At 68.2% G+C, this 25,790-nt stretch carries 18 protein-coding genes and 1 pseudogene; 8 read left to right on the plus strand and 11 right to left on the minus strand.

Going from position 1 to position 25,790, the window contains the following annotated elements:
• Positions 1 to 12: 12 nt before the first annotated feature.
• Positions 13 to 666, plus strand: a complete 654-nt coding sequence (locus tag D6T63_RS12860) for a 5-formyltetrahydrofolate cyclo-ligase (protein WP_182976994.1) — start codon at positions 13 to 15, stop codon at positions 664 to 666.
• Positions 667 to 757: 91 nt separating this feature from the next.
• A pseudogene (locus D6T63_RS20110) lies at positions 758 to 892 on the plus strand (FmdB family zinc ribbon protein); the annotation flags it as partial.
• Between the two features lie 14 nt (positions 893 to 906).
• Here D6T63_RS20110 and D6T63_RS20115 read toward each other — a convergent pair.
• Positions 907 to 1,053, minus strand: coding sequence for a hypothetical protein (locus tag D6T63_RS20115; RefSeq protein WP_326963238.1), 147 nt, complete (start codon positions 1,051 to 1,053; stop codon positions 907 to 909).
• 155 nt (positions 1,054 to 1,208) lie between these two features.
• Here D6T63_RS20115 and D6T63_RS12870 point away from each other — a divergent pair, with 155 nt between their 5' ends.
• Complete coding sequence (locus tag D6T63_RS12870) at positions 1,209 to 1,871, plus strand: RcpC/CpaB family pilus assembly protein (protein ID WP_120149446.1); 663 nt, start codon at positions 1,209 to 1,211, stop codon at positions 1,869 to 1,871.
• Positions 1,872 to 1,969: 98 nt separating this feature from the next.
• On the opposite strand, the gene D6T63_RS12875 is transcribed toward D6T63_RS12870, so the two are convergent.
• The 4 genes from D6T63_RS12875 to D6T63_RS12890 all read right to left on the minus strand — a co-directional run bounded on the left by D6T63_RS12875 (position 1,970) and on the right by D6T63_RS12890 (position 9,235).
• Positions 1,970 to 6,040 carry a DUF4011 domain-containing protein gene (locus D6T63_RS12875; protein WP_120149447.1) on the minus strand — a complete coding sequence of 1,357 codons (4,071 nt, stop codon included), beginning with the start codon at positions 6,038 to 6,040 and terminating at the stop codon, positions 1,970 to 1,972.
• A 93-nt stretch (positions 6,041 to 6,133) separates the two neighbouring features.
• Positions 6,134 to 7,720, minus strand: coding sequence for a glutamine-hydrolyzing GMP synthase (gene guaA, locus D6T63_RS12880; RefSeq protein ID WP_120149448.1), 1,587 nt, complete (start codon positions 7,718 to 7,720; stop codon positions 6,134 to 6,136).
• Positions 7,721 to 7,833: 113 nt separating this feature from the next.
• Positions 7,834 to 8,322 (minus strand): DUF3817 domain-containing protein, encoded by a 489-nt coding sequence (locus D6T63_RS12885; protein ID WP_235830734.1) that lies wholly within the window; start codon positions 8,320 to 8,322, stop codon positions 7,834 to 7,836.
• A complete protein-coding gene (locus D6T63_RS12890) occupies positions 8,315 to 9,235 on the minus strand; it encodes an SURF1 family protein (RefSeq protein ID WP_235830735.1) in 921 nt (306 codons plus the stop codon). Before D6T63_RS12890 ends, D6T63_RS12885 begins: the two co-directional genes overlap by 8 nt.
• Before the next feature lie 255 nt (positions 9,236 to 9,490).
• On the opposite strand from D6T63_RS12890, the gene D6T63_RS12895 reads away from it, so the two are divergent.
• Both D6T63_RS12895 and D6T63_RS12900 read left to right on the plus strand, forming a co-directional pair.
• Positions 9,491 to 11,086, plus strand: coding sequence for an ABC transporter transmembrane domain-containing protein (locus D6T63_RS12895; protein ID WP_235830736.1), 1,596 nt, complete (start codon positions 9,491 to 9,493; stop codon positions 11,084 to 11,086).
• The gene (locus D6T63_RS12900) at positions 11,079 to 12,824 is read left to right on the plus strand and encodes an ABC transporter ATP-binding protein (RefSeq protein ID WP_120149452.1); all 1,746 of its coding nucleotides are present in this window, start codon (positions 11,079 to 11,081) and stop codon (positions 12,822 to 12,824) included. The genes D6T63_RS12895 and D6T63_RS12900 overlap by 8 nt, the downstream gene beginning before the upstream one ends.
• 25 nt (positions 12,825 to 12,849) lie before the next feature.
• Here the strand turns inward: D6T63_RS12900 and D6T63_RS12905 are convergent, their stop codons facing one another.
• Both D6T63_RS12905 and D6T63_RS12910 read right to left on the minus strand, forming a co-directional pair.
• The gene (locus D6T63_RS12905; RefSeq protein WP_120149453.1) at positions 12,850 to 13,341 is read right to left on the minus strand and encodes a PTS sugar transporter subunit IIA; all 492 of its coding nucleotides are present in this window, start codon (positions 13,339 to 13,341) and stop codon (positions 12,850 to 12,852) included.
• Between the two features lie 193 nt (positions 13,342 to 13,534).
• Positions 13,535 to 14,674 (minus strand): GuaB3 family IMP dehydrogenase-related protein, encoded by a 1,140-nt coding sequence (locus D6T63_RS12910; protein ID WP_120149454.1) that lies wholly within the window; start codon positions 14,672 to 14,674, stop codon positions 13,535 to 13,537.
• A 493-nt stretch (positions 14,675 to 15,167) separates the two neighbouring features.
• Between D6T63_RS12910 and D6T63_RS12920 the strand changes: the two genes are divergently transcribed.
• Together D6T63_RS12920 and D6T63_RS12925 are read left to right on the plus strand one after the other, a co-directional pair.
• Positions 15,168 to 16,307, plus strand: coding sequence for a ThuA domain-containing protein (locus D6T63_RS12920; RefSeq protein WP_182976995.1), 1,140 nt, complete (start codon positions 15,168 to 15,170; stop codon positions 16,305 to 16,307).
• 136 nt (positions 16,308 to 16,443) lie between these two features.
• The gene (locus D6T63_RS12925; RefSeq protein WP_220725934.1) at positions 16,444 to 17,064 is read left to right on the plus strand and encodes a hypothetical protein; all 621 of its coding nucleotides are present in this window, start codon (positions 16,444 to 16,446) and stop codon (positions 17,062 to 17,064) included.
• Between the two features lie 88 nt (positions 17,065 to 17,152).
• On the opposite strand, the gene D6T63_RS12930 is transcribed toward D6T63_RS12925, so the two are convergent.
• From D6T63_RS12930 to D6T63_RS12940, 3 genes are all read right to left on the minus strand, one after another.
• A complete protein-coding gene (locus tag D6T63_RS12930) occupies positions 17,153 to 18,982 on the minus strand; it encodes an ABC transporter ATP-binding protein (protein WP_120149457.1) in 1,830 nt (609 codons plus the stop codon).
• 51 nt (positions 18,983 to 19,033) lie between these two features.
• Positions 19,034 to 20,560, minus strand: coding sequence for an IMP dehydrogenase (guaB, locus tag D6T63_RS12935; RefSeq protein ID WP_120149458.1), 1,527 nt, complete (start codon positions 20,558 to 20,560; stop codon positions 19,034 to 19,036).
• Between the two features lie 119 nt (positions 20,561 to 20,679).
• Positions 20,680 to 22,734 carry an acyltransferase family protein gene (locus D6T63_RS12940; RefSeq protein ID WP_120149459.1) on the minus strand — a complete coding sequence of 685 codons (2,055 nt, stop codon included), beginning with the start codon at positions 22,732 to 22,734 and terminating at the stop codon, positions 20,680 to 20,682.
• A 312-nt stretch (positions 22,735 to 23,046) separates the two neighbouring features.
• On the opposite strand from D6T63_RS12940, the gene D6T63_RS12945 reads away from it, so the two are divergent.
• Positions 23,047 to 24,681, plus strand: a complete 1,635-nt coding sequence (locus D6T63_RS12945; RefSeq protein ID WP_120149460.1) for a ribonuclease J — start codon at positions 23,047 to 23,049, stop codon at positions 24,679 to 24,681.
• A 72-nt stretch (positions 24,682 to 24,753) separates the two neighbouring features.
• On the opposite strand, the gene D6T63_RS12950 is transcribed toward D6T63_RS12945, so the two are convergent.
• Positions 24,754 to 25,608: a VanW family protein gene (locus D6T63_RS12950; protein WP_120149461.1), complete on the minus strand. Its 855-nt coding sequence runs from the start codon at positions 25,606 to 25,608 to the stop codon at positions 24,754 to 24,756.
• Positions 25,609 to 25,790: the final 182 nt, after the last annotated feature.

Genomic DNA, 25,790 nt, shown 5'->3' on the forward strand with positions numbered 1-25,790 from the left:
CACAATGGGGGTATGACCCCGCCCGAACATGTCACGGAGAAGGCCCGCCTGCGCTCGGTGCTCCGCTCGAACCGCGCCGGGCTGGACCCGATCGAGCGGCACGAGCAGTCGCACGCGATGGCCGGGATGGTCGCGGAGTACGTCAGTGGCCTGCTGGGATCCTCCGGCGGATCCGCGACGGGGCACGCCGTCGTCACCGCCTATCTGGGTGTCGACCCTGAGCCCGACACCGCGCCACTCCTGGCCCGGCTGCACGCACTCGGCGTCGACGTCGTCCTGCCCGTCTGCGAGCCGCAGTACCGGTTGTCCTGGACCGTCTGGACGCCGGGCGTCGCACTGCAGCGTTCGGTGCGCGCCCCGGTGGATGAGCCCGTCGGCCCCCGGCGAACCTTCGAGGAGCTGTCGGGCGTGCGTCTGATCCTCGTTCCCGCACTCGGGGTGGACCGCTCAGGGCAGCGCATCGGCCAGGGAGGCGGCTATTACGACCGGTTCCTCGCACGCCATCCGCGGAACCGGGCGGACGCGGTGCCGCGGATCGGCATGGTGTACCGGTCCGAGGTGCTGCCCGAGGGCGCCATACCGGCCGAACCGCACGATCAGCCCCTCGATGCAGTAATGACGGCCGATGGCCTCATCCGGCTCCGAACCGACGATCTCCCGGTGTAGACTGGCACTCGACCCCGGAGAGTGCCAACAACAGTCGCAGGAATGTGCCATCCGGGGACCACGAAGCTCGTCCAGGAGGAATTCCATGCCCATGTACGCCTATGCCTGCAAGGCCTGCGGCCACGCCTTCGACATCCAGCAGTCGTTCTCGGACGATTCCCTGAAGGACTGTCCCATATGCGGCGGCACGCTCCGCAAGAAGTTCAACAGTGTGGGCGTGGTGTTCAAAGGGTCGGGTTTCTACCGCAACGACTCACGAGCCACGACGACGAGCACGGACGCCGGATCGTCCTCGGTCTCCTCCTCCCCCTCGGCGCCTGCTGCTTCGGGCTCCGGGCCGTCGAGCAGTTCATCCTCCGAGTCCTCGTCGAGCTCCGCCAAATCCAAGGCCGGCGCTTCGTCCTCGTCGGGCGGCGGGACTGCTGCCGCGTCCTGAGGACCCCGTCGGGTAGACCGCCTGATCGAACGGGCTGCTCTCGCTGATATCCACATAGCCGAAGCCCCCCCGCGGGCGAGGGAGCGCACCCGCCTAGGGTCGGGCCATGAACCCGACCGGCAAACCCCACGGTCCTCCCCTTCGACACCGCCTGCGCAGGACGGTCCATCGACGCAAGAGGCTGATCGCCGCCCTGCTCTTCAGTGCCGCCGCAGGGGTAGCCGTGGAGGCGGCCGTGGGAGACGACTATGCGACGACGACGGTGGTCAGCGCCACTCGGGACCTCGCCGTCGGGACAATCCTGCAGGAATCGGACGTCACCGTGGTCCGCCTGCCCGAGCAAGCAGTGGCAATCGGCGCTGCCGATAGTCCTGCCGACGTGGTGGGCCAGCAGGTAGCCACCCCCCTGCCGGAGGGCGCACCGGTATCGGCGACATCCCTGGTGGGCGACAGCCTGCTGACCGGTACGCCGCCGGGAACCGTGGCGGTGCCCCTTCGCCCCGCCGACCCAGCGACGGTGCAACTCCTGGCGCCCGGGCAGCTCGTGGATGTCATCCTGAGGACCGGCAACGGCTACGACGTCGCCGCGGACTCCAGTGTCCTCGCCCAATCCGTCGCCATCCTGTGGACCGACCCGGGCGACCCCGGCGCCTGGCCCGGCGGCGGCGAGGGCGGACTGGTGGTGATCGCGGCGAGCCCGGAGGACGCAGCCGCCCTCGCAGGATCTTCGAGTTCGGGGGACGTCCACCTTGTCCTGACGGCGCGGTGAAGTCCGGGGCGCACCCGGACGAGCCGGGCACGGGTCAACAACCGCTTGCCCATGACACCCGTGCGCAGGGCGCGATCCACGCCGATCCGGAGGCGGGGTCAGCCCCAGTGCGGGGGCCGCTGCTCCTTGAGCCATTCATCCTGGTTGTCCTCAACGTCTCCCCACGACCGGGCATCGTCCTCGCCCGCAGTCTTCGGCAGTGCGCTGGAGGCCTGGTCCGGACTTTCGGCCTCACGTCCTACGACGATCCCGCGACCCGGGTGCTGCTCGTCCTTCCGCATCCTGGCGGCGTCCTTCCGTGTCTTCGGCTGATCGGCACTTTCGCGGGGTGGCAGACCGATCACCGAAGAGGCGCGCTCGGCGCAACCGTCCGGGTCGGTGAAGACCTCGATGGTCCACAGCGGCATGTACCGCCAGCCCATCCGCTCGAGAACCTGGGGGCGGAGCCGGCTGCGCTCCCGGACGGACATCGCCCCATAACGACCTGTTCCATCCGATTCGATCGCCAGCGGAGCCGGCCTTTCGTCGTTCACGGTCGCAGCACTGCCGTCGGCACTGATGTCGGCGGGTCTGACCGCGACGATGTCGAGGACTCCGGCGTAGTGGTCCCACACGTCGGCCCCGCGATACCGCAACCGGTCCACGAGATCCGCCACGAGCGGGTCCTCGTTACCGCTGGATGCGGTCGGATGCTGCACGCCGTCCGAACCGAGCTCACGCTGCAGGAGCTCGAAGAAGTCCAGGGCGCCCGCCGTGAGCCTTTCCGGATCGAGGTCCGAGGGCTCGAAGCAGGTCAGCACGTGCTGCAGCCGGCGTGCGCGCGTCATCGCCATGACGAAGTTGCGGCGTCCGTCGGGCGCCGACAGCGGTCCGAACGAGTGCAGGGCGCGTCCGTGGGGCGTCCGTCCATAGCCGAGCGAGAAGATGATGTCATCACGCACGAGCCCTCCGGCCCGCTCGACGGGGACCACGCGGAAGGCCTCCCTTCCTGGGGTGAGGAAGTCCGCGGCCCACGGGAACTGCGCCATCTGCAGGCGGATTGCCTCCCCCACGCGTGCAGCGTGCCGCGGACTCGCCGTCACGACGGCGAGCGAGAAACTCGGACGGTGGCGAATGTGCTCGAACACGAGTTCGACGACCCGGTTCACCTCGACGGCGACGCTCTCGACGCCGTCGTGCTCCGAACTGGGCATGCCGGTGCCGTTGGGCAGGTATTCGACCACGAGTCCGCGGCCCTCCCCGGTGACTTCGGAGGCCTGCGGGAGTCTCGAGAGCTTCCCGTCGTAGAAGGTCTCGCTCAGGTACGTGTCGAGGCCGCGGTCGACACCCCGGTAGATCTGCGTGAGACCGCGGACGGGCAGGACATCGCGCAGGGAATCGAAAGCGCTGGGCAGGGGCTCCAGTGCCGATGCCCGGTCGGCCGGCTGCACCTCGATGCTGAAGCGCGTCGGCCCGGCGAGGCGATCGTCCCCGAGGACCACGACCTGCCCGGACCGGGCGACGCAGGGGACAGCGCTCTGCAGCGACATCGATTCGCCGTCCAGGATTACGGCGAGGTCGAAGCGGTGACCCTCGGGTACCGCACCCCTGATGGTCAACGGGCTCACGGCCCAGACGGGCAGGAGCGACGCGACGATGTCCTGGTGCAGACCGGCGAAAACCTCGAGCGTCAGCGTCCCGTCCTTGAGCTCCTGCCGGAGGCGCCCGGCGTCTTCCGGGTGACTCTCCACCGCTGCTCGCCACCGCTCGGCGAGGCTCCAGCGGATCCTTGCCGGTCCGGCGGCGATGTGCGCGTTGTCGGCAAGCCGGAACTCGGCCTCGAGCTTCCGGAGACTGTCGCCGTCGGACATGGCGAGGTAGTCGTCCCCACTGATCATCGCCTCGAGGGCCGATTGCCACCATGCAAGCTCGAGCTCGAATCCCACACGCTCGGCGGCTATCTCGCGCGCGGCGAGATCGTCGAGCAGCTCGGCCAGGCCCTGCTCGCGCATCTCGTCGAGGAGCAGCGTCCGTTCGGGCAGCGTCTCGAGCGTCTCCCTGTCGGCTGCAAGGTCCCGCAGGATTCCTTCGAGACCATCGAGGTCGAGGGAAGCGAGGTCTGGCCGTCCGGACGTGGGCCGGAGGATCGTGGTCAGCTCTTCGAGACGGGCCTCCACCGCACGGTAGGACGCATGGATCTCGGCGAGTCCCGTGGGTACCGAGGGGTGCCGTTCGGTCAGTGCATAGCGCGTCCACAGGGTGCGCTGTTGCTGCACCTCGAGCAGGGAGGTATGGAGGTCCGAGATGTGTACGCCCGGCCGGATGTACTCCTTGGCCACGCGACGCAGCCGGGAGCGGGTCATCGAACTCATCTCGATCTCGCGCTCCTTGCGCCACGACGAGGGAGCCGTCGCCGAGATGAGGTCCGTGACCGGTCGGTCGAAGATGTCGGGGGTGAACTTGTCGAGGCTCTCCCGCACGGCGACGAGGAGTTCGAGCTGCTCGCCCCACTCCCTGAAGGTTTCGCCGAGCGTGATGTGGGAGTGCTCCGCGACGCGCTGCACCTTGCTGCGCAGATCCGGGATCTCGGTGGCCACCTGCTCGGCAAGGCCATGTGCGTGTTCGGTTTCCTTGCGGTTGAGCAACTGCGCCCCGTACCAGGGACTCTCCGTGGAGGCCTTGCTGAAGCTACCCAGTTCGGCCGCACGCTGCAGGCGTTCCGTGAGCTCCTTGCGATCCGCGATCGAATCGAGCACGCTGCGCTTGAGCCGGACGGTCGTCGACGGCGCCGGATCGAGCGCGGTGAGGCCGGCCAGGGCCTGCATCGCCTGGTAGGGCGAACAGCCCCACCGCGTGCGGACGTTATGAAGGCTCCGGACGTGCTCCATGAGCTGGTACCGGTGCCCCGTCAGGGTGGAATGCAGGGAGTCGAGCTGAGGCTCGACGGCCTTCTCGTTCCGCACGAGGGCGCGGATGACGGACTCCCGGAGCTGCGCCGGACCGGTCTGGCTCCCCAGCTGCAGGACGAGCGAGCCGAGATTGAGCCCATCGAGGTCCTGGACGAACTCGTTCAGGGTGCCTCGGCGCTCCGCGGCGACGACCACCCGCTTGCCGGCGACCGCGGCCCTTGCCGCGACGTTGAGGGCCGTCTGGGTCTGACCGGTTCCGGGCGGGGTTGCGACAGCAAGGCTCACGCCGGCATCGACGAGGTCGAGGACGTCCTGCTGCGCCCTGTCGGCGTCGAGGATCAGCAGTTCACTGCCGGGATCGCGCTCGTCCGCCGGCGGGAAATGCAGCCCGTCCGCCGATGCGGTGAGGGCCGAGGCCGCTTCCGCGTCACCGCGCGCCGCTCCCATCAGGGCCGCGAGGACCGGGTGGTCCGGACGCAGGGCGGGATCGCCCTTGACCCCGGCGAGGTCGGCAAAGGTGGACACCAGGACACGGTGCTCCACCGACATGCCGCGTACACCATCGGCCAGGGCGCGCATGCGCTCGAGGACGGGGTGGGGATCGAAGCGTGCCGTTCCGTAGGCCAGCCGCGCGATACCGGCCGGATCCACCTCGAGGCCCTGCTGGTTCCGCAGGTGGCGCACGAGCGCCGGATTCATGCGGGCCTGCTCGGTGATCTGCAGCTCGTAGTCGTCCTGCGAGGCATGGACCGTCAGTGAGACCGCGGTCAGGAGCACGGGAGCGTTCAGCGTCTCGGAGCGCCCGGAGCCATCGACGGATCGCCAGGACGCCGTGCCGGCGGCGAGGTAACCGACGTCGATCCCGCGCTCCGTGCCCAGTTCGAAGATCTTGGCACGCAGGGCACGGGCAGCGGCCTTGGCCGCGCTGTACTGCACGGGATCACGAAGGAGCGTCGACAGGCGCGTGCGGCGTCCGGCGAGGAGCTGAGCCAGGCCGGAGGGGTGTGCGTGCGTCAGGTCGATACTCGTACCGGCGGATGGCCGGAAGTGCAGCAGCGTATCGCCGGTGGCCTGCGGGCCGAGCCCCTCGAGCCAGGGCAGAAGGAAGTCCTGGGCCGACGAATCATCGGTGGACTGCGTCGGTCGAGGCCCAACCACGGCGCCGTGAGTGCCCTCCTGCTGGCGTTCCGACGGCGTTCCTTCCGCGTCCCGCTGGTCCTGCTCCGGCACGACCGCCTTCTTTCCTGCATTGTCACGTGCTGATCTTGACCAGATGGGCATATCTTCCAAGCTATCCGAAAAGCGAACGGACCCCGCGGATAGCAACGCGGCCCGGGCGGACCGGAGTGGGATTGCTCCTCCTCCGGTGTCCGCTTACTCCCATTCGATGGTTCCCGGTGGCTTGCTCGTCACGTCGAGCACCACGCGGTTGACGCCGTCCACCTCGTTGGTGATCCGGTTGGAGATGCGTGCCAGGAGGTCGTACGGCAGCCGCGACCAGTCCGCGGTCATCGCGTCCTCGCTCGAGACGGGCCGCAGGACGATCGGGTGCCCGTACGTGCGTCCATCACCCTGGACACCTACGCTGCGGACATCGGCGAGCAGGACCACCGGCATCTGCCAGACCTCGTTGTCGAGACCGGCAGCAGTGAGCTCGGCGCGCGCGATGGCGTCGGCCTTGCGCAGGAGTTCCAGGCGCTCCTCCGTGACGTCCCCGACAATGCGGATGCCGAGCCCGGGTCCGGGGAACGGCTGGCGCCCCACGATCTCCGCGGGCAGGCCGAGCTGGGCGCCGACGGCACGCACCTCGTCCTTGAACAGCGCGCGGAGCGGCTCGACGAGCTCGAACTGCAGATCCTCGGGCAGGCCGCCCACATTGTGGTGGCTCTTGATGGTCGCCGCTCCCTGGCCGCCGCCGGACTCGACGACGTCGGGGTAGAGGGTTCCCTGCACCAGGAACCGGATGGGCTCGCCTTCGGCCTCGGCCTCGCGCATGATGGCGCGCTCGGCTTCCTCGAAGGCGCGGATGAACTCCCGGCCGATGATCTTGCGCTTCGTCTCCGGATCGGAGACGCCGGCGAGCGCTTCGAGGAAGCGTTTCTGCTCGTTGGCGACGTACAGCCTGACGCCCGTGGCCGCGACGAAGTCGCGCTCCACCTGCTCTGCCTCACCCTCGCGCAGCAGCCCGTGATCGACGAAGACGCAGGTGAGCTGCTCCCCCACCGCGCGCTGCACGAGCGCGGCTGCAACAGCCGAATCGACACCACCGGACAGTCCGCAAATCACCCGCGCGTCGCCGATCTGCTCGCGGATGCGCTCGACCTGCTCCTCGAGGATGTTGCGCGTGGTCCAGTTCGGGTTCAGGCGTGCGCCCCGGAAGAGGAAGTTCTCGATGACCGCCTGGCCGTGCTGGGAGTGCTTGACCTCGGGGTGCCACTGGACTCCGTAGAGCCCCTTCTCCTCGTTCGCGAAGGCGGCGACGGGAGCGCCGGCAGTGCTGGCCAGGACGTCGAAACCCTTCGGAGCGGACTGCACGCTGTCGCCATGGCTCATCCAGGCGTTCTGGTGCTCAGGGGTTCCGGCGAGGATGGAGCGGGATGCGCCGTCGGACCGGATGTCCGTGGACCCGTACTCCCTCAGACCCGTCTTCGCGACGGTGCCGCCGAGTGCGTTGGCCATGGCCTGGAAGCCGTAGCAGATACCGAGGACCGGCACTCCGGCGTCGAACAGATCGGCCTGCACCGCGGGCGCTCCCTCCGCGTAGACGCTGGAGGGACCGCCGGACAGGATGATCGCCGAAGGGTTCTTGGCGAGGATCTCCTGAGTGCTCAGCGTATGCGGCACGATCTCGGAGTAGACATCGGCTTCGCGTACCCGCCGCGCGATCAGCTGGGCGTACTGCGCGCCGTAGTCCACGACGAGGACAGGGCGGTGTTCGGAGCTGCTGTCGGGGGTAGTCACCCGTCAACAATAGTCTGCGTACTCCGGCGTCGCACATCAACGGGCGGGCGGCGGAAGCGGCAGACGGGCCCGGGCGGGTGGTGGAGGCGGCGTGCCCGCCCTGGCGGCAGCGATTAGTAGCGCGGTGCCGCCTCGGGATGTGCGGCGAGGTCTTCCTCGGCCTGGTTGTGGATCCTTCTCTCCACGAAGAAGGACAACAGCGGAACGACGCCGCCGAGCGCGATGAGGACGAAGCGGCCGAACGGCCAGCGCATGAACTGCCAGAGGCGGAAGTCGGCGATCAGGTAGACCACGTAGAGCCATCCATGCACGATCAGGACCGCCGTCGAGAGGTTGAATCCCCCCGCCGTCTCGGCGACGACCTCGGGCAGGAGCTGGAGGGGTGCTCCCCCGCCTGCGATGATCTCCGAGCCGAAACCGTACTTCGCAATCATCTCGACGACCACGAGGAGCAGCATGACTCCGGTGGCGTAGGCGAGCACCTTGTAGAACGTGAGTGCCGACCGGATCTGCGCGTGCGTGCCGCCGAACCGCCGCTTCGGCTTCCCCGTGGAAGTCGTCCCGCCTTTTCCTGCGGTCGGGCGGGGGGCTGGCTCAGTCACGGTGTGCACCGCTTTCACTAGGGGAGGGCGTCTGGGATGTCGGGCTGGTGCCGGCGAACGGCAACCCCCCGGACGAATCGGGAGTGACGGGCGCATCGGTGCCGGTCGGGATCTCCCCTGCCTGCGCCTCCTCGGCGGCGTCGGCCGCGTCCTCGAGCGTCCGCCGGTGGTCATCAGCGACGAGGCGCCACCAGAGGAAGAAGGCGAAACCGGCGAAGACGACCCATTCGACGGCGTAGAAGATGTTCAGCCAGTTGACGGGCGTCTCCTGGGGCTGCGGCCCCACCACCACGCGCTCCATGTCGGCGCCGAGGGGCACTGCCGAGCCACCTGCCGTCACGTCCGAGGCGACGACGAAGGCCGAGTACATGGGCGCGTCCCACAGGTTCGACAGTTCCGCGGTGGAGAGGGTGGGCACCTGTCCCTCGACGGGCCGCTGCACCACCGGGGCTTCGGGCGGCAGCAATCGTCCGACGACGGATGCCCGGCCCTGCTGCTCGGGTACGGACGACGCGTTGTCCGCCTCGGGCACCCAGCCGAGCACCAGGGGGATGACTGCGTCCTCAGGAGCGTCGGCTGCTTCTGCCGCGGCAGCGCTGTCGACGGCGAACGCCTGCACGACCCAGAGCCCCTCGTCGCCGTCGCGAAGTCGGTCCTGCACCAGGACACGCGTGTCCGGCACGAACTCGCCGTCGAGCGAGACCATCTGGTCGGCGGTGGTGGCGTAGAGCGGGGTGAGGGGCTGAAGGACGTCGGTCAGCGGCCGCACGTCCTCCGTCGAACTGGGCGCGGGTGGAGGCTCTTCACGGGAGGAATTGAACTGCCACTGGCTGAGGAGCACGAAGACCGCGGCGATCACCATCGCGAGGATCAGCATGAGGATCCATCGGGGCCTGAGCGCGGTCTTCAACACTCCTCAACGGTACTTCGTGCCTTTGTAGAACAGCGAATGCTGATGGTGGTGCTGGACAGGAGCGGGCAGCCGACTCACTGATTGGGACATCCCTATCACTTTGGCCCGTCGCAGTCTACGCTTGACCCTCGTGCGCTCCTTTCCCTATCCCCCGACCCTGCGCCGGACCTGCGCTCGCCCGCGCGGTACCTGCTGTGGCTCGGGGGCTTCCAGAAGGCGACACTCGCCGCGGGAATCCTCCTCGGGACCGTGTGGATGGCGTCGCAGGCTGTGATGCCCTTCGTGCTCGGCAGGGCGATCGACGACGGCGTGATCGGCGGAGACACAGGAGCCCTGGTGGGCTGGGCCGGGGCACTTCTCGGACTCATGGTGGTCCAGGCCGTGTCCGATACCGCGACCCACCGAGCGGGAGTCAGCAACTGGATGCAGGCGGCTTTCCGGTCCGTCCGCCTGGTCGGCGACAAGATCAGCCGGACCGGTGACGCCCTGCCGACGGCGCTCTCGACGGGCGAGGTTGTGTCGACCGCCGCGTCGGACGCGTTCCGGCTCGGCGAGGTGTACGAGGTACTGACGCGCCTCGCGGGAGCAGCCGCTGCCTGGCTGGTCGTGACGGTCCTGATCTGGCAGACCTCACCCGTGCTCGGCGTCGTCGTGCTCGCGGGCGTGCCCGTCTGCTGCGGCCTCCTCCTCTTCGTGGTGAAGCCCATGCAGGCGCGGCAGCGCGAACAGCGTGAGGCCTCGGGGAAGATGACGGCCGTGGGTGCGGACACCGTCGCCGGGCTCCGCGTGCTACGCGGCATCGGCGGCGAGCACATCTTCGTGGACCGCTACCGCGTGAAGTCCGCCGCGACCCGCGACTCGGGCATCCGGGTAGCCCGCTCCCTCGCGGACCTCGAGGCCTCGCAGGTCTTCATCGCCGGGTCCTTCAGCGTGGTCTTCACCTGGGTCGGCGCGTCCCTGGTCCTGTCCGGCGACATCACCCCCGGCGAACTCGTGGCCCTCTACGGGTTCTCCATCTTCCTGATGACACCCATCCGGGCAGCCGCCGATTCGGTGGCCCGTTTCATCCGCGCGCACGTCGGCGCGCGGAAGATCATCGCGGTGCTGTCCGTCGACGCGAACGTCTCCGAGAGCGGATCCCCTGTGCCCGCTCCCCCTGCCTGCTCGGTGCTGGTCGATGAGCGATCCGGCGTCGTCGTCGAACCCGGGCTCCTCACCGCCGTCGTCTCACGCGAGCCCGCGGAGGCCACAGAGGCCGTCACCCGCCTCGGCCGCTTCGAGGACGCCGTCCTCGAACAGGCGACCGTCCGATGGGGTGCCGCCGACCTGCGGCACGTGCCGCTGGCGGACATCCGCGCCCGGGTCGTGGTCAGCGAGGCGAGCCCGCAACTCTTCAGTGGACCGCTCCGCCGTCAGCTGGACCCCTCCGGCAGGCACGACGACGATACCCTCCTTGCAGCACTGGAAGCCGCGAGCGCGCTCGACATCCTGGACGGCCTCGACGGCGGCCTGGGCCATGAGGTCACCGAACGCGGCAGGGGCTTCTCGGGCGGGCAGCGCCAACGCCTCGTGCTCGCGCGCGCCTACCTCACCGGGGCCGAGACCCTCGTCCTGGTGGAACCGACCAGCGCCGTCGACGCCCACACGGAACAGCGGATCGCCGCACGGCTCGGTGGAACCCGACGACGGGACGGGATGACGACCGTCATCGTGACGTCGAGTCCGCTGATGCTGCGGACGATGGACCGCGTCCTTTTCCTCGAGGACGGCCGCGTGACCGCCCAAGGCAGCCACAAGGACCTCATGGCCGGCAGTACCGCCTATCGGAATGTGGTGATCCGCAGTGAGTGACACGGCCAAGCTTCCCGTCGCCGGGCCGAGATCGGTGCGGAACGAGGCCTCGCGGCTGATCCGCCACCACCGCCGGGGCCTCGGCGCAGTGATCGCCCTCTACGTCGGCTCCGCCATCGCAGGGCTCGCCGGGCCGCTCCTGCTCGGCCTCCTCATCGATGCGCTCGCAGGGGGGACATCGGCCGGCTTCGTTGCCGGCCTCTCCCTCGCCATGCTCGGATTCCTCGCGGTGCAGTCCGTGCTGCGCCGGTACGCCGTGCGGTCGGGCATGGTGTTCGGCGAGCGCGTGTTCGCCGAATTGCGCGAGGACTTCCTGGCGGACGTCACCGCGCTTCCGCTGTCCACGGTCGAAAAGGCGGGGACGGGCGACCTCGTGGCCCGCACCACGAACGACATCGACGCGGTGTCCCACACCGTGCGCTTCGGCGTGCCGCAGGTCGTCGTGTCGGTGGTGACCATCATCCTGACCCTCGGCGCCGCCGTCGTCACCTCCCCCGTCCTGTCGCTCGCACTCCTCGTGGGGCTGCCGCTGCTCTGGCCCGTGACGCGCTGGTACCTCAAGCGCAGCGCGGGCGGGTACATGCGCGAGCGCGAGACCTACGCCGTCGTGAACGGGACGATCACCGAGACCATCGAGGGCGCCCGCACCGTGGACGCACTGAGCCTGGGTGCGCTGCGCAGGAAGGACCTGGACGACGCCCTGGGCACGAGCTTCCAGGCGGAGCGCTACACGCTGTGGCTGAGGTCCATCCTGTTCCCCGCGGCCGACATCGCCTTCTGGCTGCCCGCCGCCGCCGTCCTGCTCTGGGGCGGCTGGCTCGCAGGCCAGGGCATCGTGACGCCGGGGGCGGTCGCCGCCGTCGCCCTGTTCGCGGTGCGGCTGATAGACCCCGTGGACCTGCTCATCATGTGGACTGACGAGATCCAGGTGGGGGCCGCGTCGCTGGCACGCATCGTCGGTATCAAGGACGTCGAACCGGACCGGCAGGCGACGACGGCGGAGCCCGTCAACGAGAACATCGTCGTGTCGGGAGCGAGCTATGCCTACCGCCCGGGGCACAACGTGCTGCACTCCATCGACCTCGTACTGGTGCGCGGCGAGCGACTCGCCGTCGTCGGGCCCTCAGGCGCCGGCAAATCAACGCTGGGGCGCCTGATCGCCGGCATCCACCCGCCGACGTCGGGCTCCGTCACCGTGGGCGGCGTGCCCCTCGTGGACCGGCCGCTCGACGACCTGCGACGCGAGGTGGCCCTCGTGACGCAGGAGCACCACGTCTTCGTGGGCTCCGTGTCCGACAACGTCCGCCTCGGCCGTGCCGATGCGGTGGACGGTGAGATCAAGGACGCCCTGCGCAGCGTCGGCGCGCTCAACTGGGTTCAGCAGCTGCCCGCGGGGATGGAGACGGAGGTCGGCTCAGGTGCACACGAGCTGACGCCCGCGCAGGCCCAGGAGCTTGCGCTGGCCCGGCTGATCCTCGCCGATCCGCACACCCTGGTACTGGACGAGGCGACGTCGCTGATCGATCCCCAGGCTGCGCGGGACCTCGAGCGCTCGCTCAACGCCGTCCTTGAGGGCCGCACCGTCATCGCCATCGCGCACCGGCTGCACACCGCGCACGACGCCGACCGCGTGGCCGTCGTCGAGGAGGGTCGGATCGCCGAACTCGGATCGCACGACGAACTGCTGGCGCTGGACGGTGCCTACGCGTCGCTCTGGAACTCGTGGCGGAGCGAATAGGGCGCTTCCTGGGACCGAGCGGGCGCTAGTGGTCGAAGAAGACCAGCGACGAGTTGATCAGCTCCGCGATGACCTCGGCGTCGTGTGCCCTGCGCAGCGACTCCCGGAAGTTCTCCTTGAAGAGGCTGCGGGCAATGGTCGCGAGCACCTCGAGGTGCTCCGAGAAGGACTGCGCCGGGGTCGCCATGAGCAGCACGAGCGTCGCCGGGCCGTCGACGGCCCCGAAGTCCAGGCTGTAGCCGAAGCGCGTGACGCCGACGGCTATGGACGTCTGGTTCACGTACTCGCTCCGCGCGTGCGGCAGACCGATGCCGCCGGGCAGGCCCGTGGCCATCTGGTGCTCGCGGGAGTTGACCTGGTCGAGGAACCCCTGGAGGTCCGAGATGCGGCCGGCCTCGTGGAGCCTGCCTGCGAGTTGGGCTGCGGCGTCGTCCTTCGAAGACGCCTCCATCTCGAGGATCACGAGATCGGGGGTGGTGAGTTCGGCGTCGTACAGCTCAGGGGACCGTTCGCTCACAATGTGCCTTTCGAAGTTCCCACCGGCCGAGGTGGCCGGGGTAGCGGCCGCTGCGCGCCGATGACGGCCGCTGGACGCGGCCTCCCCCGGCCCTCCCAGCTTACCGGGACAGCGCCGGGCACTCCCGTCCGAGCGCTGTATGCGCCGCGGTCCGGTCGGGCGCCCGGAGGGAGCTACCGCGCCTGAACGCTGATCAGTCGGTGGTCACGTAGGGCGAGAGAACCACTTCCACCCGCTGGAATTCCTTGAGGTCCGAGTAGCCGGTGGTGGCCATGGCACGGCGCAGCGCACCGATGAGGTTGGACGTGCCGTCGGTGTGGTGGGAGGGACCCCACAGCACTTCCCGGAGCGGTCCGACAGTGCCGATGTTGACCCTGTCCCCGCGCGGCAGCTCCTGGTGGTGCGCCTCCTGGCCCCAGTGCCACCCCTTGCCGGGCGCCTCCTCGGCGCGGGCCAGCGCGGACCCCAGCATGACTGCGTCGGCGCCCATGGCAATCGCCTTGACGATGTCGCCGCTGGCGCCCATGCCACCGTCGGCGATGACATGGACATACCGGCCGCCGGACTCGTCCATGTAGTCGCGCCTTGCCCCGGCGACGTCGGAGATCGCCGAAGCGAGCGGCGAATGAATGCCGAGTGCGCGGCGCGTCGTCGTCGTCGCCCCTCCGCCGAAGCCGACGAGCACGCCTGCGGCGCCCGTCCGCATGAGGTGCAGGGCGGGCGTGTAGCCGGCGGCTCCGCCGACGATCACGGGGACGTCGAGCTCGTAGATGAACTTCTTGAGGTCGAGCGGCTGCTCGTTCTTGGACACGTGCTCGGCGGACACCGTGGTGCCGCGGATGACGAAGATGTCCACGCCGGCCGCGAGCACGGTCTTGTAGAACTGCTGGGTGCGCTGCGGCGTCAGGGATCCTGCGACCGTCACTCCGGCCTCGCGGATCTCGGCGAGGCGGCTGGTGATGAGCCCTGCCTGGATCGGTGCGTCGTAGAGCTCCTGCATGCGCCGCGTCACGGCCGGGCTGAAGTTCTCCGTGCTGAGGTCCGCGATCTCGTCGAGGACCGGCTGCGGATCCTCGTAGCGTGTCCACAGCCCTTCGAGGTTGAGGACACCCAGACCCCCGAGCCGGCCCATGGCGATGACGGTGGCCGGGGACATCGCCGAGTCCATGGGCGCGGCGACGACGGGCATCTCGAACTGGTAGGCGTCGATCTGCCAGCTCACCGAGACGTCGAGCGGGTCCCTGGTGCGCCGGGAGGGCACCACCGCGACGTCATCCAGCGAATAAGCCCTGCGTCCGCGCTTGCCTCGGCCGATCTCGATCTCGTAAGTCACTGCTCTAGGTTAGCCCAGCGCGGGTCGCCCACCGGCGGCGGCACCGGCGGCGGCACAGGCGGCGGCACAGGCGGCGGCACAGGCGGCGGATCGGGCGGCGGCGGATCGGGCGGCGGCGGATCGGGCGGCGGCTCCGGCCGTGGATCGGGCGGCGGCTCACGACGAGCGTCCGGACCGTGTTGCCGTCGCGGTGAGCTCGGCGGTCTCGGATCGCGTGTGCGGTAAGCAGCCCTCTCGATCTTCCGATGCGAGATGGCTTTCCTCGCGGACACCGCATCGGCTGCCCTCCTCCCCTGAACGAGGGCGAAAGAATATGTTGCCAATGTCGACAAATCCATGGCTTGTCAGGCGGATCCTGTGTTTACTGAGGGTTAAGTCGTCGGCCCGTCGACCTTTCATCGATGAAAGATCGAAGTATCGGGTCCACGGCCTTCTCTGGATGTGCCTGGCCCAGCCAAGCCTGCCGAGACACCGTCACCGAAGAAGGAGCGCAATGAAGCGATACATCTGTCAGGCAGTCCTCGGCGTACTTGGAGCAGCGCTGGTCGTCCCCGCACTCGCGGCTCAGGCCCAGGCCGGCTCCCTGCCGGCCCAGGCCGAGATCGTGCAGGACTACGACGTACTCGTCGTCGGCAAGACGACCGGTTTCCGCCACAGCAGCATCGACGAGGCCACAACGGCGATCATGGCGCTGGGCAAGGCGAACGGGTTCAGCGTCGAGGTCTGGGACCCCGCGACGTCACCGAGTAACAAGGGGCAGCCCGATCGCACGCTGCCCAGCACTCCATTCACCAGCGCCTCAGACCTCGACAAGTACGAAACCATCGTGTTCGTCTCCACCGTCGATGGCACCAATAATCTCGATCCCGCGAAACCGACGTTGCTGAACAAGACCGAACTCGACGCTTTCCAGGGTTACATCCGGGACGGGGGCGGATTCGCCGGCGTCCATGCAGCAACAGATTCCATGCACACGATCCCTTGGTACAGCCAGCTGACCGGTGGCGGAGCCCGCTTCGTCAGCCATCCACAGCAGCAGAATGCCGTGCAGGTGGTTGAAGACGGAACCCATCCTTCGACAGAACACCTGCCAGGTACCTGGGCTCGCTTCGATGAGTGGTACAACTTCACGCAAAGCCCTCGCGATTCTGTGCGGGTACTCACGAACCTCGACGAAACCACGTACAACGCCGGCGGCGGCAGCATGGGTGCCGACCACCCGCTGTCCTGGTGCCAGAACTTCGAGTCCGCCCGCTCCTGGTACACAGGCGGAGGACATACGGAGGCATCGTACGTCGATCCCGTGTTCCTGAAGCACCTCCTGGGCGGCATCGAGTGGTCCGCCGGTGCTGTGAGCGGCGGCGGCGACTGCGTCACCTGGTACGAGGTCGAGTCATTGACAGCGGACCTGTTGGCCGACGGCCAGATCTCTTCGCAGGCCTCCACGCAGCTGGCGAAACAGCTGGACAAGGCCCAGGAGCTCGCGGATGCCGGCCTCCATGCCGATTCGGCGGACAAGCTGAACGCGGCCGCGGGGCAGGTCCGTGCGCACATCGACCGTGATTCACCGGCACACGACCTGCTGCTCGGGAAGGTACGCGACCTGCAGACCTGGCAGAGCGAACAGCAATAGGAATGGCGTCTGCCGCACCGGCTACTGCTCGACACGCCGGTGCGGCGGACACCGCCGCCGTCAACGAAGGTAGTACATCCTCTTGAAACGCTCACCACGCCATCCCCGGACAACGCGGTTGCTCACCCTGACCGCCGTGGTCGCACTACTGATCGCCGTGGCCGGCGCCCTCATCGCGGGGCGGGCTGGAAACGAACCCCTTACTCCCGAGGCGGGCTCGATCGAAGCAATTGCGGAAGAACTCGCGACGGGACAGGCCGAGGAGAAGACCGAGCTCACTGCCGATCTGGCTGCGGCAGCCGAAGAGGCGCAGGGGCATCTGGCGCAGGTCCTGCAGGAACTCGCGCCCGCTGTGCAGCTTGATGGTTCCGCCGGTCCGGATCCGGCCGGCGTCGAGGAGGTGGACGGGTGGAAGCGAAACGTGATGCTTGCATCGGATGCCCTGGGCGAGGTGCAGGACGGCACGAGTGAGCAGACCGTTGCACGGGAGGCCTTCATCGGTGCCGCTCACCTGTTGGACTCGGCGGCTTCTGGTTATGGGGACTATCTGGCGGCGTCCCCCGACGAGCAGACCGCTCTTGCCGCAACCGTGGCGGAGCGGCGCGATGCAGCCGTGCGCCTGTGGCAGGCCGGAGCAGCGCAACTGGACACCCTGACCCTCGACTCGGACAGAGGGCATGTGCACCTCTTCCTGGCCCCGTCCGGTGATCCTGACGATGTCCCCGCGGAGTTCAGGGAACCGGAGGGCCACGAATGACAGCCTCACCGACCGGGTGGCACACCGGGTAGTGAGCCGGGTGTCGGACCGCGTGTTGGCGGGACAGCCCGATGGTCGCCGCCCCTGGTCACTCCTCCGGCAACTGGCTCTCGAACATCCGGAAATACCGGCCGCGCAGGGCGACGAGTTCGCGGTGCGTGCCCGACTCGACGACCCGCCCGTCCTCCAGCATGTACACCACGTCGGCCTTCTCGATGGTGGCGAGCCGATGGCTGATCGCGATGATCGTCCGGGAGCGGTCCGCAAAGAGTCGCGTGAAGATGCGGTGCTCCGCCAGGGCGTCGATGGCCGACGTCGGCTCGTCCATGACGATGAAGGGAGCGTCCCGGTAGAAGTTGCGCGCCATCGCGAGCCGCTGCCACTGCCCGCCGGAGAGCCCGCTGCCCTTCCGTCCGCGGGGATCCTCCATCCAGTTGCTGACGTAGTTGTCGAACCCGCTCGGCATCTTCTCGATGAAGTCCGCTGCCTCCGCATCCGCAGCGGCCCGGCGCACGAGGTCGTCGTTCCGCGGGTGGAGGACATCACCGAAGTAGATATTGTTGGCGGCCGTCGCGAATTCGTACCGGAGAAAATCCTGTGACATGACGGCCAGGTGCCGGTGCCAGTCGTCGATACCGATGTCCCGCAGGTTCCGTCCGTCGAGCAGTACCTCTCCCCTGCTCGGCTGGTAGAGGCCTGCGAGGACCCGGATCAGCGTCGACTTCCCCGCGCCGTTCTCCCCCACGATGGCGACGTGCGTACCGCGCTCGAAGGTCATGGAGATGCCCCGCAGCACCTCGTCCTCGCTCCCCGCGTAGGTGAAGTGGATGTCGCGGAGGTCGACGACGGTCGGTGCGGCTTCCAGTCGGCCGTCGGCGTCGGTGGACAGCGGGAAGTCCATGAACTGCTCGTAGTCCTTGAGGTTGGCGAGGTCCTCGTCGATGGAGCTCAGGGAGGACACGAGGTTGTTCGCCGTGCTCAGCGCCCTGCTGACGATCTGCTGGACGTACAGGAACTGGCCCACGGGCTGCGCCCGGGCGATGATCTGTCCCACGATCCACACCAGTGCGAGCAGTTCGGCGCCGTACTGCAGCGCGTCGGCGAGCAGTTGCTTGGGGATGTACCGCTTCTGGAAGTCGAGCCGCCGCTTCTCGTCGGCGTCACGGAGCGTGGAACGCAGGTCCATGAGGTAACGGACGATCCCGTACAGGCGCATCTCGGCGATGTGCTGCGGCTTCATGAGGTTGTTCTCGATCATGCGCCGTTGCCGCCTCGAGTCCACCTGCGTGTTCCAGTGCGCCATCTGCTCCCGTGAGAGCCGGAACTGCAGGTACACGCTCGGGATGATCGCCACGAGGACGATCAGCGCGATCCACCAGCTGACCAGGAGCAGCGCGACGATCGCGAGGACCACGGAGACCAGCTGGGTGAAGATCGCCGCGATGCGGTCGAGCACCCGCGCGTACGAGTCGGAGAACCGGCGGGCCCGGTCGTAGAGATCCACCGTCTCCTTGTCGTCGTACCGCCAGAACTCGAGCACCAGGAAGCGCTCGTACATGCGGTCGCCCACGATGGCGCCGACACGGAAGCTCAGGACCTGCTGGATGTAGCGGTCGACGCTCGTGAAGGCCCCCCACAGCAGGCCGAGGACGGCGGTGATGATCACGTAGGTGATGGCAGACCGCCCCGCGGTCGGATCGCCTGAGTAGGCGGCTGCCAGCGCCGTGGTCGTCAAGGACGCGAAATACGTGGTGACCAGCGGCAGGACCGCGGAGATGAGCGACCCGGCGACTTTCATGGCGACGGCGCCGGGTGAGGCCTTCGCGCTCACCACCAGGACCTGCCCGACGGCGCGTGCGTAGGGCCCGAGGCGGAGTTTGCGGCGCGCGGTGACTTCCGGCTGCGGAAGTCCGCTCATGCCGGATCAGCCCGCCAGCCGTGCTGCCCGGGAAGAACCGGTGCGGAGCTGCTACTTGGAGCCGTAGTTGGGTGCCTCGACCGTCATCTGGATGTCATGCGGGTGGGATTCCTTAAGGCCCGCAGCCGTGATGCGCACGAACTTGCCCTTGGCCTTCAGCTCGGGGATGGTGCGGGCGCCCGTGTAGAACATGGTCTGCCGCAGGCCGCCGACGAGCTGGTAGGCCACGGAGGCGAGGGGACCGCGGTAGGCGACGCGTCCCTCGATACCCTCGGGGATCAGCTTGTCGTCGCCCGTGACATCCGCCTGGAAGTAGCGGTCCTTCGAGTACGAGGTGTTCTTGCCGCGCGTCTGCATGGCGCCGAGGGAGCCCATGCCGCGGTAGGTCTTGAACTGCTTGCCGTTGACGAAGATCAGCTCCCCGGGGGCTTCCGCGGACCCGGCGAGCAGCGATCCGAGCATCACGGTGTCGGCACCGGCAACGAGGGCCTTGCCGATATCGCCCGAGTACTGGAGACCCCCGTCGGCGATCACGGGGACGCCGGCGGGAATGGCTGCCTTCGCGGACTCGTAGATGGCGGTGACCTGCGGGACGCCGACGCCGGCGACGACGCGCGTGGTGCAGATGGAGCCGGGGCCCACACCCACCTTGATGCCGTCCGCTCCGGCGTCGATCAGTGCCTGGGCACCCTCGCGGGTCGCGGCCTGGCCGCCGATGATGTCCACATGGGCCAGCGACTTCTCGGCCTTGAGCCGGGCGATCATCTCGAGCACGCCGGCGCTGTGCCCGTTGGCGGTGTCGACGAAGAGGGCGTCCACACCGGCGTCGACGAGCGCCATGGCGCGCTCCCAGCCGTCGCCGAAGAAGCCGATCGCCGCACCGACGCGGAGGCGGCCGTCGTCGTCCTTCGTGGACAGCGGGTACTGCTCGGCCTTGGTGAAGTCCTTGACGGTGATCAGCCCGCGGAGGACCCCCTCGTCATCGACGAGGGGGAGCTTCTCGATCTTGTTAGCCGCGAGGAGGTTGATGGCGTCGTCCCCGCTGATGCCGACCCGCCCGGTGACGAGCGGCATCTTCGTCATGACCTCGTGCACGAGCATGCTCGGGAAGTCCCGCTCGATCACGAAGCGGGTGTCACGGTTCGTGACGATGCCGAGGAGGTGACCGGCGTCGTCGACCACGGGCAGGCCGGACACCCGGTAGTGGCCGCAGAGCTCGTCGAGTTCCTGCAGCGTGGCCTCTGGTCCGATGGTCAGCGGATTGGTGATCATGCCGGACTCGCTGCGCTTCACGCGGTCCACCTGTTCCGCCTGATCGGAGACGGACAGGTTGCGGTGGATGACGCCGAGGCCGCCCTGGCGGGCCATGGCGATCGCCATGCGCGCTTCGGTCACGGTGTCCATGGCTGAGGAGAGCAGCGGCGTCTTGACCGTGATGCGCTTGGAGATGAGCGAGGACGTGTCCGCCTCCGAGGGGATGACGTCGGTGTGGCCGGGGAGCAGGAGCACGTCGTCGTACGTCAGGCCGATGAATCCGAAGGGGTCGTGGGTTTCGTTCTGGCCGGACTGCTGGCTCACTGCTGCGCCTCTTTCGGTGTCACCGGGTGGGGAAGGGACCTTCGGCTACGATGCGCCGGCGGGCTCTTTCAGTCTAGAACGGATCGCGGGGGTGCCCTATTCCGGTGACAGGCCTCACGTCACCAGCCGAGCACGGACTTCAGTCGCTCCTCGAAGACAGGGATGGTCGTCTCGACGTAGGTCTTCGACAGGTGGTCATGGTCCATATAGACGCGTACGTTCCCGATGACGCCGGAGCACATGGCCTTCGCACAGACGAGGTCGGTGAGATCCAGGTACTCCAGTCCGGGGATACCGGCGGCTACGGCGGCGAGCGGCGACGACGGTGCCAGCACCTCCGCGACGGGCATGTCGCATACCGCCGTATCGGTGGCATTCCGGGCCGTGCACTCGGCCATGTCCTCCTCGAAGCGGGGCGTGTCCCGGAGGCCCACCACGGGGATGCCGGCCTCGATGAGGGGCGCGATACCGGCCTCGAACCCTGCCGGCACCTTCTCCTCCGGAGAGCTCAACTCCGTGCGCGAGCCCACGGTGAGCACGACGTCGGGCGCCGAGGCCACGGCGTAGTCCGTCACGGCCTCGTTGAATGCCTGGCACTCGGGGTCCACGGTTGCGGGTGAATCGACGAACCTGCAGTTGGGCTTGTGCACGGAGACGACCACCCAGTTGTTGGCCGTCGTCATACCCCCGAGGGCTGTCATCCACATCTGGGCATGGGAATCCCCCAGCACGAGAACGGTCCGTTCCGCCGTCGCGTCGTCACCCGTCTGCACGCACGAGGCCAGCAGCGGGTCCGCGGGCATGAGCGCCCGCGAGCACGGTCCGTCCACCGCTGCCCACTCCGCGCCGAGGCTGCTGGCGAGCGGCTTCACCAGGGCATCAGTAGCCCCACGGAACTCGAAATCGGGGTGCAGCGCTGCCGCACCCGGGTTGTCGGCCTGCGTCTGCTGCTCCACCGCGGCCTCCTGCGCCTGCACCCGGTACTCCCAGCCGGACAGGGGCACCACGACCAGGGCGAGGGCCACCGCCGCGACGAGACCGGTCCGCCGCCGCCGGACGGAGGGCCACCTCCATGAGCGGACAGGCTTCTCGAGGAACCCCGTGGTCGCGCCGGCGAGTACCAGGGAGGCACCGATGATCACCGCGCCGTCGAGGATCCCCGCGGCCTGCCTGTCCGCGACGATGAGCCAGATAACGAGGACGGGCCAGTGCCACAGGTACAGCGCGTAGGACGCGTCCCCGAGCCGCATCAGCGGTGCGGAGGACAACCAGCGGTCGACGCCGGCGGGGCTGCCGGTTCGCCCGGCCACGATCACGGCGGCCGCCGCGAGGGTGGGCCAGAGCGCGATATAGCCCGGGAAGTGCTGCTGCACCTGCAGGAGCATTCCGCAGGCGAGCATCATCGCCACCCCGGTCCAGCCGAGCACCACGCGGACGCGCACCGGCAGCACGAGGTAGGGCAGCACGAGCGCGACCAGCGAACCGAGCGCGAATTCCCACAGCCTCGAGCGCGTATCGAAATAGGCAGCAGCCTGGTCGGCGCCGGTCTGCCGGACGGAGAACGCGAGGGACAGCAGGAAGACCGCACCGAACAGCGCGATCAGCACCGGCCTCGGCCGGGCCCGCGTCATTTTCACGATCACGGCGCAGGCCGCGAACAGCAGCGGCCACAGGAGGAACACCTGACCCTGGATGGACAGTGACCAGAAGTGCTGCAGCGGGCTCGCGGCGCTGTGGTCCAGTGCGTAATAGTCGACAGTGTTGCCAGCCAGCTCCCAGTTCTGCCGGTAGGTCAGGGCCGCCCAGGTCTGGTCGAGGACCGACCTCCAGCGCGAACTCGGGATGAAGACGGCAGTCGCCGCGAGGACTGCGAGGAGCACGACGGCGGCGGCGGGCAGCAGGCGCTTCAGCAGGCCGAGCCAGTAGGCCGCGAGGGCCAGCGGCTTCCCCGCCTCGAGGCGCCGCGTGAACGTGAGCGTGAGCAGGAACGCCGAGACGAGCAGGAAGACGTCCACGCCACCCGATACCCGCCCGAGCCACACGTGGTACACCACCACCATGGCGACGGCGAGCGCGCGGAGTCCCTGCACCTCGGGGCGGAACCGGCGGTCCCCGGGGCCCGACGACGCGTCGGCGGCACGCTCCGACGGTGCGGCGGGCAGGACGGCGGTCATGGTGTCCCTCCTCGGGGTGCGGGTGCTGCTGGACGATCGCAAACGGTCAGTTTATCGTTCCGTGACCTTTCCCCGGGTCCCGCCCAGCCATCTGCGGCCCCCGATCCTTCGATGCGGCGCCCGACGACGTATCCTAGAAGGAGTATCTTCCCGGCTCGACCGGGACCACTTCAGGGATCCGCCGGGATTGCCGGCCTCGACGACGTACGTCCAGTGGCCTCTCCCCTGCCCCCGCCACCACTGAGAGAAACCTAATCTGTGAATAAAAGACCTGCCGCACTGACAGCACCACGGGAACTGGCCAAGGGAGCCATGCGCATCGTCGCTCTCGGTGGCATCGGTGAGATCGGCAGAAACATGACCGTCTTCGAGTTCGACGGCAAGCTGCTGATCGTGGACTGCGGTGTCCTCTTCCCCGAGGAGCACCAGCCGGGCATCAACGTGATCCTGCCGGACTTCTCCTACATCAGGGACAGGCTCGATGACGTCGTGGCCGTCGTCCTGACGCACGGACACGAGGACCATATCGGTGGCGTCCCGTACCTGCTGAAGGAACGGGCGGACATCCCCCTGGTCGGCTCGCGACTGACGCTCGCCTTCATCGAGGCGAAACTGAAGGAACACCGCATCACGCCGAAGACCATCCAGGTCAAGGAGGGCGACCGCCGCACCATGGGCGGGTTCGACCTCGAGTTCGTCGCCGTGAACCACTCCATCCCGGACAGCCTCGCCGTCGCCATCCGCACCGCGGCCGGCATGGTCCTGCACACGGGTGACTTCAAGATGGACCAGTTCCCCCTCGACCGCCGCATCACCGACCTCGCGGGCTTCGCCCGCCTGGGCGCCGAAGGCGTGGACCTCTTCCTCACGGACTCGACGAACGCGGACGTCCCCGGCTTCACGACGTCGGAGAAGGACCTCGCGCCCGCCATCGACGCCGTGTTCCGCACCGCACCGCGCCGGATCATCGTCTCCAGCTTCGCGAGCCACATCCACCGCATCCAGCAGATCATCGACACCGCCCACCGCCACCGCCGCAAGGTGGCGTTCGTGGGACGTTCGATGGTCCGCAACATGACCATCGCCGCAGACCTCGGTTACCTGAACATCCCGCAGGGACTGCTGGTCGACTTCAAGAAGCTCGAGCGCAGCGACGACCACAAGGTGGTGCTGATCTGCACCGGTTCCCAGGGCGAGCCCATGGCCGCGCTCTCGCGCATGGCCAACAAGGACCATGCGATCCGCATCAGCGAGGGTGACACCGTCCTGCTGGCCAGCTCACTCATCCCGGGCAACGAGAACGCGATTTACGGCATCATCAACGCCCTGACCGAGATCGGCGCGAACGTCGTCCACAAGGGCAACGCCAAGGTGCACGTCTCCGGGCACGCCAGTGCCGGTGAACTAGCGTACTGCTACAACATCGTCAAGCCCCGCAACGTCATGCCGGTACACGGTGAATGGCGTCACCTGCGCGCCAACTCGGAGATCGCCGTCGCTACCGGCGTCGATCCCCGCAACGTCGTCCTCGCCCAGGACGGGGTGACCGTGGACCTCGTCCGCGGACGCGCCACGATCTCGGGCAAGGTCGAGGCGGGCCTGGTCTTCGTCGACGGGGACAGCGTCGGGGGCATCACCGAGGAGGACCTCGTGGAGCGCCGCCGCCTGGCCGAGGAGGGTGTCGTCACGGTCCTCGCGATCATCGACCCCGACAACGGCGATCTCGTCGAGGTCCCGGAGTTCTTCACCAAGGGCTTCTCCTGCTCCGACGAGGACCTCGACAAGGCCGGTGCAGCCGTCGAGAAGGCCCTGCGCGACGCCGCGTCGAACCGACAGGGCGGACGTCGCCAGGATCCGGAAGAGATCATCGAGCGGGCCACGGCCAACTGGATGCGCCGGTTCTACAACCGCCAGCCCGTCGTCACCGCGATCGTCGTCGACGCCTGACCAGCGCCGCCCCACACGATGGGTAGCACCACGGAGCCCGGTACTCGAAGGAGTACCGGGCTCCGTCGTTGATCAGGGGGTGGTATCCCTTGGTGCGGGTCGCGCAGGAAGGATCGTTGCACGGACCAGTGAACGGTCGTAGGCGATCCGGCCCTCGTTCTCGAGGATCAGTTCATCCGACAGCTCGAGCCCCGTGCGCTTGTCGCGCTCGGACCGGAACACCCTGTTGTGGCGGTACACCTCACCCTCCTGCTCGTAGAAATACGCGTCGCGCTCCCTGATGTGGAACTTGGTCGGCAACTCCCGGTCGGCGCGGAGCTCGCCCCGCAAATACTCGTCCGTCGTCCACGTGCGGAACTGGAACAGGTACGGCGTGCGGTTCTCGACCTGGTAGTCAAGATAGTTGAACGCTATCGAGGTGCCGGTGCCCCAAGGGATCTGCCGATTGTAGTCCGGGAACAGGTCCAGCCCGTTGTGGTGGTGGTGCTCCACGACGGTGAGCGGACTGTGCAGCACCATCCAGTGCAGCAGGTTCGTGAACTGGCACGTGCCGCCACCCATCCCGCGGGTCGGTTTACCGTTGCTGATGGTGAGCCCTTCCCTGTAGCCCTCCTTGGCCGAACAGCGACCCGCCAGGTTCCAGAACGAGAAGCGCTCACCAGGGGCGATCAGGATGCCGTCGATCTTCGGTGCTGTCAGACCGAGGCTGATCGCCTTGTTGTCCTGCAACTCCGTGTCGACGTTGCCGAGCCTTCGCCGGATCAACGAGGAATGCCGGTAGACCGTGACGGGTAGTTCCTCCTGCGGCCGCGTCACCGCAAGGGTGCCCTTCTGCCGCAGGTTCCGTACATGCCTGAGCAGGATCATCCGCTCCGTCGCGATGCGGTAGGTCAGCGGCGATATCTCGCCGAACAGTCGTCGTGCCACGCCTCCCCCTCCTTCTGAGCGTCGTCGTTCCACAATGCTAGGGAGTACATCGGCAGCCGGCACAGGGCTGTCAGCCGTAACGGACGCCGGGCCCGACACTGGAAGCTTCGGACACAGAAGCACCCCGGCGCGGGTATGCGCCGGGGTGCTTCTGAAACTGCCGATGGGGCCAGAAGCCCCCG

Source organism: Arthrobacter cheniae (assembly GCF_003602275.1).
Lineage (GTDB): Bacteria > Actinomycetota > Actinomycetes > Actinomycetales > Micrococcaceae > Arthrobacter_D > Arthrobacter_D cheniae.

What these genes read in the sequence shown, in the direction of transcription:
- D6T63_RS12860 (WP_182976994.1), top strand. Translation starts at nt 13, where the DNA reads ATGACCCCGCCCGAACATGTCACGGAGAAGGCCCGCCTGCGCTCGGTG.
- D6T63_RS12870 (WP_120149446.1), top strand. Translation starts at nt 1,209, where the DNA reads ATGAACCCGACCGGCAAACCCCACGGTCCTCCCCTTCGACACCGCCTG.
- D6T63_RS12875 (WP_120149447.1), bottom strand. Translation starts at nt 6,040, where the DNA reads ATGCCCATCTGGTCAAGATCAGCACGTGACAATGCAGGAAAGAAGGCG.
- D6T63_RS12895 (WP_235830736.1), top strand. Translation starts at nt 9,491, where the DNA reads ATGGCGTCGCAGGCTGTGATGCCCTTCGTGCTCGGCAGGGCGATCGAC.
- D6T63_RS12920 (WP_182976995.1), top strand. Translation starts at nt 15,168, where the DNA reads ATGAAGCGATACATCTGTCAGGCAGTCCTCGGCGTACTTGGAGCAGCG.
- D6T63_RS12930 (WP_120149457.1), bottom strand. Translation starts at nt 18,982, where the DNA reads ATGAGCGGACTTCCGCAGCCGGAAGTCACCGCGCGCCGCAAACTCCGC.
- D6T63_RS12940 (WP_120149459.1), bottom strand. Translation starts at nt 22,734, where the DNA reads ATGACCGCCGTCCTGCCCGCCGCACCGTCGGAGCGTGCCGCCGACGCG.
- D6T63_RS12945 (WP_120149460.1), top strand. Translation starts at nt 23,047, where the DNA reads ATGCGCATCGTCGCTCTCGGTGGCATCGGTGAGATCGGCAGAAACATG.